At 71.1% G+C, this 12,160-nt stretch carries 13 protein-coding genes; 12 read left to right on the top strand and 1 reads right to left on the bottom strand.

Annotated elements, in window-relative coordinates; translation table 11 throughout:
* The first annotated feature begins 166 nt into the window (after window positions 1–166).
* From I4J89_RS47130 to I4J89_RS51345, 12 genes are read left to right on the top strand one after another with little or no spacing between them, the layout of a single operon-like run.
* Window positions 167–700, top strand: a complete 534-nt coding sequence (locus tag I4J89_RS47130) for a hypothetical protein (RefSeq protein ID WP_196420777.1) — start codon at window positions 167–169, stop codon at window positions 698–700.
* Window positions 694–1,557: a hypothetical protein gene (locus tag I4J89_RS47125; RefSeq protein ID WP_196420776.1), complete on the top strand. Its 864-nt coding sequence runs from the start codon at window positions 694–696 to the stop codon at window positions 1,555–1,557. The genes I4J89_RS47130 and I4J89_RS47125 overlap by 7 nt, the downstream gene beginning before the upstream one ends.
* 59 nt (window positions 1,558–1,616) lie before the next feature.
* Window positions 1,617–2,246 (top strand): SAF domain-containing protein, encoded by a 630-nt coding sequence (locus I4J89_RS47120; RefSeq protein WP_196420775.1) that lies wholly within the window; start codon window positions 1,617–1,619, stop codon window positions 2,244–2,246.
* 7 nt (window positions 2,247–2,253) lie between these two features.
* The gene (locus I4J89_RS47115; RefSeq protein ID WP_196420774.1) at window positions 2,254–3,018 is read left to right on the top strand and encodes a CpaE/TadZ family protein; all 765 of its coding nucleotides are present in this window, start codon (window positions 2,254–2,256) and stop codon (window positions 3,016–3,018) included.
* Window positions 3,015–4,319, top strand: a complete 1,305-nt coding sequence (locus I4J89_RS47110) for a TadA family conjugal transfer-associated ATPase (RefSeq protein ID WP_373688218.1) — start codon at window positions 3,015–3,017, stop codon at window positions 4,317–4,319. The genes I4J89_RS47115 and I4J89_RS47110 overlap by 4 nt, the downstream gene beginning before the upstream one ends.
* A gap of 6 nt (window positions 4,320–4,325) precedes the next feature.
* On the top strand, window positions 4,326–5,186 hold the full coding sequence (locus I4J89_RS47105) for a type II secretion system F family protein (RefSeq protein ID WP_196420773.1): 861 nt from the start codon (window positions 4,326–4,328) through the stop codon (window positions 5,184–5,186).
* A gap of 5 nt (window positions 5,187–5,191) precedes the next feature.
* On the top strand, window positions 5,192–6,049 hold the full coding sequence (locus I4J89_RS47100) for a type II secretion system F family protein (protein WP_230860788.1): 858 nt from the start codon (window positions 5,192–5,194) through the stop codon (window positions 6,047–6,049).
* An 11-nt stretch (window positions 6,050–6,060) separates the two neighbouring features.
* Entirely contained in the window at window positions 6,061–6,270 is a 210-nt protein-coding gene (locus I4J89_RS47095; protein ID WP_196420771.1) for a hypothetical protein, read from the top strand.
* Window positions 6,270–6,671 carry a TadE/TadG family type IV pilus assembly protein gene (locus I4J89_RS47090; protein ID WP_196420770.1) on the top strand — a complete coding sequence of 134 codons (402 nt, stop codon included), beginning with the start codon at window positions 6,270–6,272 and terminating at the stop codon, window positions 6,669–6,671. Before I4J89_RS47095 ends, I4J89_RS47090 begins: the two co-directional genes overlap by 1 nt.
* Window positions 6,668–7,102, top strand: coding sequence for a TadE family protein (locus I4J89_RS47085; RefSeq protein WP_196420769.1), 435 nt, complete (start codon window positions 6,668–6,670; stop codon window positions 7,100–7,102). The genes I4J89_RS47090 and I4J89_RS47085 overlap by 4 nt, the downstream gene beginning before the upstream one ends.
* Complete coding sequence (locus tag I4J89_RS47080) at window positions 7,099–7,572, top strand: hypothetical protein (protein ID WP_196420768.1); 474 nt, start codon at window positions 7,099–7,101, stop codon at window positions 7,570–7,572. Before I4J89_RS47085 ends, I4J89_RS47080 begins: the two co-directional genes overlap by 4 nt.
* Before the next feature lie 22 nt (window positions 7,573–7,594).
* Complete coding sequence (locus I4J89_RS51345) at window positions 7,595–11,101, top strand: AfsR/SARP family transcriptional regulator (protein WP_304519587.1); 3,507 nt, start codon at window positions 7,595–7,597, stop codon at window positions 11,099–11,101.
* A gap of 273 nt (window positions 11,102–11,374) precedes the next feature.
* Here the strand turns inward: I4J89_RS51345 and I4J89_RS47065 are convergent, their stop codons facing one another.
* Window positions 11,375–11,929, bottom strand: coding sequence for a hypothetical protein (locus I4J89_RS47065; RefSeq protein WP_196420767.1), 555 nt, complete (start codon window positions 11,927–11,929; stop codon window positions 11,375–11,377).
* Between the last annotated feature and the right edge of the window lie 231 nt (window positions 11,930–12,160).

Genomic DNA, 12,160 nt, shown 5'->3' with positions numbered 1-12,160 from the left:
CCGGAGCAGAGGAGTGCGGATGAGCCGCAGGAGCTCGCGGACCACGGATTCACACGGCACAGCCGAGCTGGCCCTGTCGCACGGCGTAGCAAGAGGTGATGTCCGTAGTAAGTGGCACCGGCATGCTGAGCGATCGCTTGCACGCCGAATCCTTGCCAGAATTCGCTTGGCGTCGCTCGGCTTCCTCGTCGGCATCGCTGCGGTCGGATGCACCTCCGAGGCGAGCCCCGACCCAACCGTTCCTTCCGCATCGCAGTCGAAGCCCTCAGCGGCGACCATCCCGGACGCCACCACGGCCGGCCGCGACGCGATCGCCGCCTATCGCGGGATGTGGCAGGCGTACACGGCCGCCTTGGCTATACCAGACCCTGCGTACCCGGATCTGGCCCGCTACGCCGACGGTGAAGCCTTGGATGTCCTGACCGAAGGTGTGCAGGAAACGAAGGACGGCGGGCTCAAGGGCACCGGCGGTGTCGTCGTGTCCCCCGAGGTAACTTCTGCTGCACCGGTGGACGCGCCGACCGAGGTTCAGATCACCGACTGTCTCGACAGCAGCGGTTCGCAGATCGTTCGTGCATCGCCTGGACCGCCCTACAGCGACTCACCCGGCGGGAAGCGCCGCGCGGAAGCGAGCGTCCGATGGCAGCCCAGCGGCTGGAAAGTAAGCAGCTTCGGGGTTCTAGAGGTGGGAACATGCTGAGTGCTCGCTACGCACGCACGCTCTCAGCAGCTCTCTTCCTCCTTGCTGCCTTGGGTACGCCGGCACATGCGGACAGCCTCAAGCCAGTCAATTGCACCAAAACACCGACGGCTCCCATTTGTAACGTGACGGTCGGTGGGCCCGGCAGCGGCGGCGGTCGGGGCGACGATTCGGGCCAAGGATCCGACGACGGCTCCGGATCGGGTGACGAAGGCGACGACGACCACTGCACCTACCAGCCAGTCGAAGGCAAACCGCCGCCGGCGGGCAAGACCGCCAAGGACGGTGGCTGGTACATCGAAATCTGCTTTGTTATTGGGGAGGGTCCTGGCGGTACGCAGGTCAGTTTCCCGATGTGGATCGATGGGCCGGGGCCGACGGTGGATCCGGCTGTGCTGGCGCGGCAAGCGGTTGCGGGCCTGTCGTTGCCGAGGCCGGGCATCAGGGTCAACCCGGAGTCGCCGGCCAAGCAGTTGACATGGTTCCCGACGTGGGTGTGGCTGGATGACTCGTCGTGGGCGGCGCAGTCGGCGACGGCTTCCGTTCCCGGTCTGTCGGTAACGGCCACCGCGAAGCCGACAAAGCTGGTGCTCTCCCCCGGCGACGATTCGAAGAACGTGGCTTGTGTCGGCCGCGGCACCGTCTGGACTCCGGACCGCGATCCGGATGACCAGTCACCCACCTGCGGCCATACCTACACCAAGGCCGGCTCGTTCACGGTGACCGTCACCGTCACCTGGCAGGTCACCTGGGCTGGCGGCGGGCAGACGGGCGCGGTTCCGGACCTGACGACGGCTTCGACGCGCACGCTGACCGTGACCGAATCTCAAGGGCTCAATACGACGACACGGGGATAACCATGTCTTCCTCCGCAACGCTCGACGCCCGGCGTCCGAGCGGCAGTACCGGCTTGCCTGTGAACGGTGCACCAGCAGGACCGGTCATCCGGCGCCGGATCAGCGTTCCCCGTGTCCTGCTGGGCGCGGTGCTGATCCTGGGCCTCGCCTTGGCCGGCGCGATTGTGGCCAACCGGGTGGACACTCGGGTGCCGGTGCTGGCCGTCGCACGCGACATCGCCGCAGGGCAGACGATCACCGACGCTGACTTGACCGTGGTGCGCATCGCCGCCGAGGCCGGGGTGGCGACCGTGCCGGAGGCGCAGCGTACGACGGTGGCCGGCAGGACGGCGTCGATGCCGGTGGCCGCTGGCACGTTGCTGCACGAGGGTCTGCTGGGTGAGGTGGTGTTTCCGGCGGCCGGGCAGGCAGTGATCGCCCTGGGGGTCAAGCCCGGTCACGCCCCGAGCGGCCTGGCGGCCGGTACCAAGGTGACGGTGCTGATCGTGCCGACTGCCGGTGCGGCCGGCGGCGTTGCAACGAGTGCGGGGCCGGTCGTGCACGCCAAGGCGACGGTGGTGTCGGTGGAGCAGGCGGCCGATCAGTCGGGGCAGCAGGTGGTCTCGCTGCTGTTGGCCAGTGCCGACGCCACGAAGGTCGCCTCAACGGTGGGCGAGCCGTCACTGATCCAGCTCGGCGCGGGGCGGTGATCGGCTCGTGTTGATCGCTGTCTGCTCGGTCAAGGGCGCTCCGGGTGTCACCACGCTGGGTCTCGGTCTGGCGGCGTTGTGGCCGGAGGAGGGCGCGGTGCTGTTGGAGTGTGACCCCGAGGGCGGGGATCTGGCCGCCCGGTTCGGGCATCACCCCGAACCGGGATTGACGAGCCTGGCGGCTGCCTCCCGGCCCGGCAGTGGACCGGTCAGCTTCGATGACCACACGCAATCGGTGAGCGTGGGCGCGCGGGTGGTGCTGGCGCCGCCGGGTGACGCGGCTGCCGCGGCGGTGCAGACGCTGGTCTACAGCGGCGCCGAGGTGCTGCGCCGTACCGCCGATGTGCGCGCCGTGATCGTCGATCTGGGCCGGCTGACCCGGGGTAGCGCCGGGGTGCGGTTGGCCGCAGCGGCGGATCATGTGCTGGTCGTTGCCGGTGGGCATTTGGCCGACGCGTTGCAGGTCCAAGCGCGCCTGGAGTGGCTGCGTCCCGAGTTGTCCGGCAGGTTGTGGCTGGTCCGTGCAGGTGACGACGGCTACGGCGCGGCCGAGCTGAGTCGGGCGCTGGGCGTGCCGGTGCTGGGTGAGTCGCCGCCCAGCCGGTTGGTGGGTGGTGCGCTGGCCGGGCGGTTGCAGGTGCCGAACTGGCGGCGATTGAGACTCGCCCGTGCGATGCGGGACATGGCTATCACGTTGACCACCGCGCAGCCGGCGTCGATCTTGCCCGACGCCGCTGTTGATCGGCTCGTGCCGGTGGAGGTGCGGTCATGACGATGCTCGGGCAACCGCGCGCTGGGTGGCAGCCGCAGGTTCATCAGTCGCTGATCGACGAGCTACGGGCGCAGGTCGCGTCCCAGCTCGCGGCGTCCGGTGCGCGGCTGACCGGCCGGGAGCGCGACCAGCGGGTCGCTGACCTGGTCGGTGCCGCGTTGGACGCGCACGCCCGTGGCCGGCTCGCCGCGGGTGACATGCCACTGGATCCGCCGGTGGAGACGGTGGTGGCCAAGGCGGTCCGCGATGCGCTGACCGGTATGGGCCCGTTGCAGCCGCTGCTGGCCGACCCGGCGATCACGAACATTGCGATCAATGGCGGCATCGTGTGGGTCAAACGCGCCGACGGCACGAAGACCCGGATGCCGGCGATCACCAGAGACGCCGACGAGCTGATCGCGCTGATCCGCGACATCGCCGCCCGCGCCGGCGCCGACGAACGCCGCTTCGACCGTGGCGTACCGCGCGTCTCGGTCCGGCTGCCCGACGGGTCCCGCCTGTTCGCGACCATGCTGTCGCGGGAGCCGTCGATATCGATCCGCAAGCACACGTTGCTACGCACCAACCTCGACGAACTCGCGATTGACTACGGCGCAATGGACGCCGGGCTGCGGGATCTGCTGACCGCGATGGTCCTGGCCCGCCGTAACGTGATCATTTGCGGCGGCACTGACACTGGTAAGACCACCTTCCTGCGGGCGATGGCCAAGGCCATTCCCCCGCAGGAGCGGCTGATCACCATTGAGGACACCGACGAGCTGGCCCTGGATGAGGACCCGGACCATCCCGATTGTGTGGCGCTGCAGGCCCGCGAACCCAACGTCGAGGGCGAGGGCGGGATCGACCTGGCCGAGCTGGTCCGGTGGGCGCTGCGGATGTCGCCGGACCGGGTCATCCTCGGCGAGGCCCGCGGCGGTGAGGTCGTCCCGCTTCTCAACTGCATGAGCCAGGGCAACGACGGCAGCCTGGCGACCATCCACGCCTCCTCATCGAAACAGGCCTTCACCCGGCTGATGACCTACGCCGCCCAGTCCGCCGAACGGTTGCCGTTCGAGTCCACCGCGCCGCTGATCGGTGGCGCCGTGCACTTCGTGGTCCACCTGGCCTGGTCCACCGACGGCAGGCGGGTCGTCTCCTCGATCCGGGAGGTCGTTCACGCCGAGGGTGGTGAGGTCATCTCCAACGAGGTATTCCGACCGGGTCCCGACCGGCGGGCCGTGCCGTCGGCGATGCTGCGCTCCGACACGCTCGACGAGCTCGTGGCCGCCGGCTTCAATCCCGACACGATCCGGGGCTGGTGAGACGCGATGAGGGCGTTGTTCGCGTTGTTGGGCGCCGGCATCGGTGCCGCGGTGCTCGTACTGGTTAGTGGGGTGCGGGCACGGGCGCGCCCGGACCGGCCGGCCCGCGCCGAGCGTCGCCGGGCCCGCGCCGGCATGTCTGCCCTGCGGATCGCCGCTGTCCTGACCGTCGGCGCCGTCATCGGGGCGGCGACCCGGTGGCCGATCGCGGCGGTACTCGCCGGGATCGCCGCGTGGGCGCTGCCGAGCGTGCTCGGCCCGGACCGGGCGCAGAAGCGCACCCTGGCCCGGGTCGAGGCGATCGCCGCGTGGGCCGAGGACCTGTCCGGTACGTTGCGCGCTGCGGCCGGGATCGAGCAGACGATCCTGGAGACCGCGGCGGTCGCCCCGGTGGAGATCCGCTCCGAGCTGTCCCGGTTAGCGGAGGCGTTGCGGGCCGGGATCCGGCTGCCCGACGCGTTGCGGGCATTCGCGAAGGATCTGTCCGATCCGACCGCCGACATGGTCGCCAACGTGCTGCTGCAGGCCGCGCAGTATCAGGCTCGTGACATCGCCGTCGGCCTGTCCGGGGTCGGCCGCCGCGCTCGGCGGCAGGCCTCGTCGCGGCTGCGGATCGCCACCGGCAGGGCCCGCACCCGCACCGCGACCAGGATCGTCATCTGCGTCATGCTGTCCACGGTCGTGCTGATGGCCATGTTCGGCGGGGACTTCCTCGCCCCCTACGGCACCGGGCTCGGGCAGCTGATTCTCGCCGCACTCGGGGCCCTGTTCGGCGCGGCGCTGGTGTGGATGGTGCGCACCGGCCGGGTCCGGGACCTGCCGCGCATCTTGACGGGCAGCGCCGATGACGTGGCGGTGCTCCCGTGACCACGATGATTGTGATTGGCGCGGGTATCGGCCTCGGCCTGACGGTCCTCGTTCTCGCTCTCGCGCCGGCCCGGCCGCCGCTGGCAGCGGCGATCGACACCCTGCGCCGCCCACCACCGCCCGTGGCACACGGCCGGCAACGACTGCTGCAGGCGCTCGGGTCCCCGCTGCAGCACCTCGGGCTGCCCCGCGAACGGGTCCGTAAAGACCTCGCCATCCTGGAACGTGACCCGCACGAGTACCTCGCCGCTCAGGTCGGGCTCGCCGTGCTCGGCCTGCTCGCCCCGCCGGCGACCGTCGCCGTGCTCAACGTCATGGGCGCCGGTATCAGCCTGACCGTGCCGCTGTGGATCGGCCTCGCGTTGGGCGCCGGCGCGTTCATCGTCGGTGAGCTGTCGGTGCACGAGGAAGCCGAGGAACGCCGGTTGCTGATGCGGCACACCCTCGCCGCGCTGCTCGACGTCGTGCCTCCCGCGTTGGCTGCCGGCGCGGGGATCGAGCAAGCCCTCAACGACGCGTCATCGATCGCCGAGGGTTGGGCTGCCCGCCGGATCCGCGAGGCGCTGGTCACCGCCCGGGTGAGTCGGATCCCGATCTGGATACCGGTGCGCGAGCTGGGCGAGCGCACCGGCGTGGTGCAGCTGGAACAGCTCGCCGGGACCCTGCAACTCGCGGCCGGCGAGGGCACCCGGATCCGGGAGGCGCTGCTGCAACGCGGCGAGGCCCTCGCTGACCGGCTCACCGCCGAGATGGAGGCCGAGGCGGAGTCGGCCACCGAACGGATGAGCATCCCGCTGATGGCGCTCACCTCGATCTTCCTGCTGTTTCTGATCTACCCGGCCATCGTCTCGATCACCAGCTGACAGGAGTGGTCATGCACCGCAACCCCGCGCTCGCCCTGATCGCGTACGCCGCCGCGACGCTGCACGCCCGCGCCGACGAACTGCGCCGCCAACCTGAGCGGGGCAGCCACGCCGTGGAGTACGCGATCGGCATCGGCCTCGGCGCTCTGGCCGTCATCGGCCTGTACGCGGCGTACCGCAACGGCGTCACCCAGATCGTCGCCAACTGGGTGTTCCAGTAGTGCCCGGCGCTCCTCCCGCCGCGACTGGCCGCTGGCGTCGCCTGCTGCGCGACGACCGCGGCTCGAGCGCGGTGGAGTTCGCCCTCGGCGCCCCAATCGTGCTCAGCGTGGTGCTATTACTGCTGCAGATGTTCGCCTGGGGCGCGGGCAGCCTGGCCGCGCACGCCGCCGCCGACCACGCCGCACAGACCACCCGGGTGGTCGGGGGCAGCGCCGCCGCAGGCCACGCGGATGCCGCAGCTCTGCTCGCCGACCTGGGCGGCTCCTTCATCGACGACCCGTCCGTGAGTGTCAGCCGCAGCGCCGCCGTCACCACCGTGACCGTACGTGGTCACACCCGCGGCCTGCCGTTCCCGATCAGCGTCACCGTCCATGCCCCTACCGAGAGATACGTCCCATGACGTCCTCTACCACCGGAGCCCCCGCGTCGGGCCGCGATGATGATCGCGGGTCGATCGCCGTCGAACTCGCCCTCGGCGTGCCCATGGCAGTGCTGCTGATCTTCCTGCTCGTCGGCGCCTTCAACGTGGGCCGCGCCACCATCGACGTCAACAGCGCCGCCGGTGCCGCCTCCCGGTCCGCGTCGCTGGCCCGCACCGCCCCGGCCGCCGCGGCGGCCGCCCACGGCAGCGCCACCGCCAACCTGTCCGACCGGTGCGCCCGGATGTCCGTAACCGTCGACACCAGCCAGTTCCGGCGCGGCGGCACGGTCACCGTCGAAGTCCGCTGCACCGTGACCACCCACGGACTGCTCGGCATCGGACTGCCCGGTTCCCTGACGATGACCGCAGCATCTAGCAGCCCTCTCGACCGGTATCGGGCAGACACATGACACCTCACCTGCGAGCAGCCGCCCGTGCCGGTGTGGTGAGCGGCCTACGCCGCCAGCTCACCGCGGCGCGCGGCGACGACCGTGGCGCCGTCGCCGTCATGCTGCTGTTCATCGGCATGATCGCCATCGTCGCCGCGGCCGGGCTCCTCGGCGGCGGTGCGGTGTTCGCCGCCCGCGCCCACGGCTACGACCTGGCCCAGGCCGCCGCCCGCGCCGGCGCCCAGCAGATCGACACCGGCGCCTACCGCACCGACGGAACCGTGCGCCTCGATGCGGCACGCGCCGCCCAGGCCGCCAAGCAGTTCCTCGCCGCCGCCGATGCCACCGGCAACGTGCAGGTGACCGCCGCCGAGATCACCGTGACCGCGACCAGCCGGCAGGCCACCCCGATGCTGCGCATGTTCGGCATCGCCACGATCACGGTCACCTCGACCGCCGCCGCCACCCCCACCCTCGGACCACCTACCTGACACCCGCGGGAGCGTGACACGAATGCTGATGCACCGGGTCGGCCGCCTGCTCATCCGGGCGGCCAGTCTGCTGACCACGCTCGCCCTGCTCGCCGGCCTGCCGGCAGCGCTGGCCGCGGTCGTCGGCTGGCCACTGCCCCGACGCCTGCCGAACAACGTGGCCGGCTGGGAGGCCGTGCTCACCGGCGGCTTCCCCGACCAAGCCGTGATCAACCTGCTCGCGTGCGCGTTGTGGCTGGTCTGGGCCGCGTTCTGCTACAGCCTGATCGGCGAGATCGCCGCCGCCCGCCGCGGCCGGCCGGTCCGCCGTGTCCGGGCGCTGTCACCGGTCCAGGCACTCGCCGCGCTGCTGGTCGCCGGCATGTCCGCCGGGCCCGCAGCCGCCGCCACGCTGGTCGTGCCGCCGGCCGTAGTCACTACCGTGACACCGCCGTCAGCGGCAGTCGCCGCCCCGGAACTGGCCGCGCGTGCCGGAAGCACCGCCGCCGCACCCCTGATGGCCGACAGCTCTGCTCTGGCGAACCGGTCGGCATCCGTGACAGCTCTACCGGCCCTAGTTACCGCGGCCGCCGAGGTGTCAACGCCGCTGCCCCGGTTCGCGCTCGTCGCGCACAGCGGCCCGCTGACCGTCACCACCGCAGGCCACGACTACACCGTCACCGTCAAACGCGGCGACACCCTCTGGGAACTCGCCGACCGCTGGCTCGGCGACCCGCACCGCTGGCCGGAGATCTACCAGCTCAACGCCGACCGCTACGACGACAACGGCCGCATGCTCGGCGGCGACCACATCGAACGCGGCTGGGTGCTGACCCTGCCCGACGACGCCGTCCCGCCGCCCGGCACCCGACCGGCCACACCACCGCAGCTACCACCCGCCGTCGCCGGCCCAAACGAGCACCCGGGCACGCCGGCAACGCCGCTACCGACCACACCCGTCACCGACACCCCCGCGCCGACACCACCTTCCACACCGGCTACCACAACTCCCCCACGTCCGGAACCGCACAGCAGCACCGCTGCGCCGAACAACCCGCCGCCAGCAGCGGCGCGCCCGACCCCCACACCGTCGCCGACCGGCGACCGCACCGGTGCCACCGAAACGTCCGCACCCACCAACTCGCCCGCCCCGTCCTCGGCGATCGCCGGCGACGCGGCAGGACAGCAACCACAGCCGGAACGCAGCCGCACCGCCTCACCCGGAATATCGCTGGCCAGCGGCAGCTGGCTGGACCTCGGCCTCGCCGCCGCCGTCGCCGCCGCCGTCGCCCTCGTCTGGGCACACCGGCGCCGCCGCTACACCCCCCGCCCCCTCTCCCCCGACCTGCGCCTCGACGACCCGGGCCTGGCGCCGATGCCGTCGGTGGTCACCCAGATCCGGCGCCGGCTGCGCGACGACCCGCAGGCCGCCGACACCGATGCCGCGGCCGCCTGGACCACGCCGACCTCCACCACCGCCACCCACACGCTGAACTTCTCCGACATCGACCCGGCAGAACCGCCGCGCGGGAAAGACGACCGTGACGCCGGCGAACCCGCCGACCCGACCGCGGCCACCGGCGCCGAAGCAGACCCTGCCCGCGACGTAAGTGCCGCGCCGGCTGCCCGTCCCGTCGTGCCCGCGTCGACGAACCCGGCAGCGGCCGTGTGGCCGTCGTCCGGGCTGGGCCTGACCGGTCCCGGTGCCGAATCCGCGGCCCGCGGCTTCCTCGCCGCAGCCCTGGCTGACAGCGACGCCGGTACCCCGCCCGGCCAGGTGATGCTGCCCTCCACCACGGCGGCCACGTTGCTCGGCGCCGCAGCGGTCACCTTGCCCAGCACCCCGCGTCTGGTCGTGACCGACGACCTCGCCGAAGCCCTCAGCGTGCTGGAACAGCAGATCCTGCACCGCAGCCGGCTGGTCTACACGCACGAGGTCGACACCGTCACCGCCATGCGCGCGGCCGACCCCTACGAAGAGCCCACCCCGCCGATCCTGCTACTGGCCGACGCCACCAGCAGCCACGAACGCACCCGGATCGCCGCCCTGCTCGCCCAAGGCCAACGCCTCGACATCCACGGCATCCTGCTCAGCGACTGGCCCGCCGGCGACACCATCATCGTGGACACCGACGGCTCCACCACCGCCGGCGACACCGGACGCCACGGCCACCATCCCGCCGACGTCGGCCGGCTCGCCGTCCTCACCCCCGCCGAGACCGTCGCGGTCATCACCACCCTGGCCGAAGCGCACACCGGGCTGCCGCAGCCCCCGCCTCCAGCCGAACCGCAACCGCACCGGCCCACCACCGATGCCGAACCCGCATCATCGGGCACCGCAGGCATCGTCCTGCCCCTCGACGACGCGGGCCGGGTCCTGACCGCGCTGGCCGACCACGGCGACGCCACCGCCGCCGCGATCGCCGCCCATCTCGCCCTGCCGTACCCGACCGTCACCACCAACCTCGTGCAGTGGGAGCACACCGGCCACGCCGAGACGATCCGCACCGACACCGGCCAAACCGTGTGGCGACTCACCGCCACCGGCCACGCCGCCCTCGGCGTCACCAAGACCACACTCGCCGCGGAACCGGCCGGTACGCAATCCGACACCGACCAGCCAACCTCGGCTCCAGAGACGGGCGAGGGCGCACCTCCCACCGCCGACCGCTACGCCGAGATCGGCACCGCCCTACAGTGGCCCGACCCCTCGACCGCCTTCACCAGTGAGCACCCGCAACCGCCCGCACCCAACACCGTCGACAACGCCGACAACCCGGGGCACGTCGAGGTGACCGTGCTCGGCGAAGCGGGCATCGTGGCCACCAATCCCGACCGGCGGCCCCGCAGAAAAGCCCTGGAACTGCTGGTCTACCTCGCCGTCCACGACGGCAGCGCCACCGTCGAGGCCATCCTGGACGACCTGCTGCCCGACGCCCCGGCCAGCAAAGCCCCCGAGCGGCTGCACACCTACGTCTCCGACCTGCGCGCCGTCATGCGCCGCATCGGCGGACCCGCCACCTATCTGACCCACCCCCACCAGCGCTACTCGCTCAACCACGATGCAATCGACATCGACCTGTGGCGGATGCGCACCGCGATCCGCGAAGCCCACCAGGCCACCGACCCGCAACAGCGCATCGACGCACTGCAGCGGGCCGTCGACTGCTACCGCGGCCCACTCGCCGACGGCGCCCACTACGAATGGGCTGAGCCCTACCGCGAGGCCATCCGCCAACAAGCCCTCGACGCCCACCTGGCCCTCGCCGACGCCATCACCGACGACCCCGCCGCACAGGCCCGGACACTGGAAGCCGCCATCAGCCACAGCCCGTACAGCGAACAGCTGTACCAGCAGGCGATGCGGGCCCGCGCCGCACTCGGCCACCTCGACGCGATCCGCACCCTGCGCCGCGCCCTCGACCGCGCCCTGGCCGAGATCGACGCCGAGGCCAGCGACGAAACCATCACCCTCGCCGACCAGCTCATCACCGACCTGCAACGTCCCGGCCGCCGCACCGACATCGAAACCGCCAGCGGCTCCAACTGACATGCCCATCGGCCAGCCGTTCGCCACGCCCGAGACCTACTGTCGGCGTACGACTTCCAGAGGCTCTAGCAAGATTTCGTAGCGGTAGATCGATAGTGAGCTGTGGTGCGGCTATGACGGAGCGACCTGCTCCAGCAGGACGGCCTCAACGGGCCCCATCACAGAGACTCGGCCCAGAGCTGTCAGGTAACGGTGGGTGACCACCTCGTTCTTGGGCCGCTGCGGTAGTAAGGCACGCTCATAGCCGATGTGCGGACGTTCTGCACGCACCGATCAACGCGGCGAATCCGCCCGCCCAAGAGTCGAGACCGAACCCGAATCAGTAACCAGGTTCGTGGCCCGCGCGGCCAGCCGTGCCGCCGCCTCGGCCGGAGTGTCGTCGTAGCCGGGCCTGGCGATGAGCACGGACTGGAAGAAGTGACCCTGCGTCTCATCGGGGTCGTCATCCGCAGCGAAAGGCCGCCACAGCGCAAGATACAACTCTCGCGCGGTGAACCCGTCATCCTCCTCGTTCGCTTCCACCTCCACATGACGACGCAGCTGCTCTACGACCTCCAGCGCAGGCACACCGAGCACGTCGACGTCGCGATACCGCACTACGTCACGTTCGTGTGGACGCCATACCTCGATCGCGTTAACCCTGTTAAGCGTCACGCCGACCCCGAAACCCACACTGAACCCCAAGCCGCTGGCGAGATGCACGGCGAGCTCGCCATAGGCCGTAGGCTGCAGCGGGCCGATGCTCTCGAGCGCCGCCCGTACCTCGTCTGGCGCCATCCCAAGCCGTAACGGACCGACGCCAAAGGGCGGATCGAGCAGGAACTCCATCCGGTGATGATCGCAAACATCATCCGAGGGGTGCGGATCGGACTGCTCACCCCGGCGGGTACGGATCTAGCCGCGAGTCGCTCGCTACGCAACGTCACGGCGACCATCCCGGCCAGCGCACGCCCCGCCGAAAGTGGTGCGTCGGTCAGGCCAGGAGAGTCAATGCCGTCCTTGCCAACGCCCTGACCTCATCCCATTCCGTTCTCCTGGCCAAGGCCTCGACTTGCCACA

The organism is Actinoplanes aureus, from assembly GCF_015704865.1.
GTDB classification, from domain to species: Bacteria; Actinomycetota; Actinomycetes; order Mycobacteriales; family Micromonosporaceae; genus Actinoplanes; species Actinoplanes aureus.
This window is presented reverse-complemented; position numbering and strand designations above follow the sequence as displayed.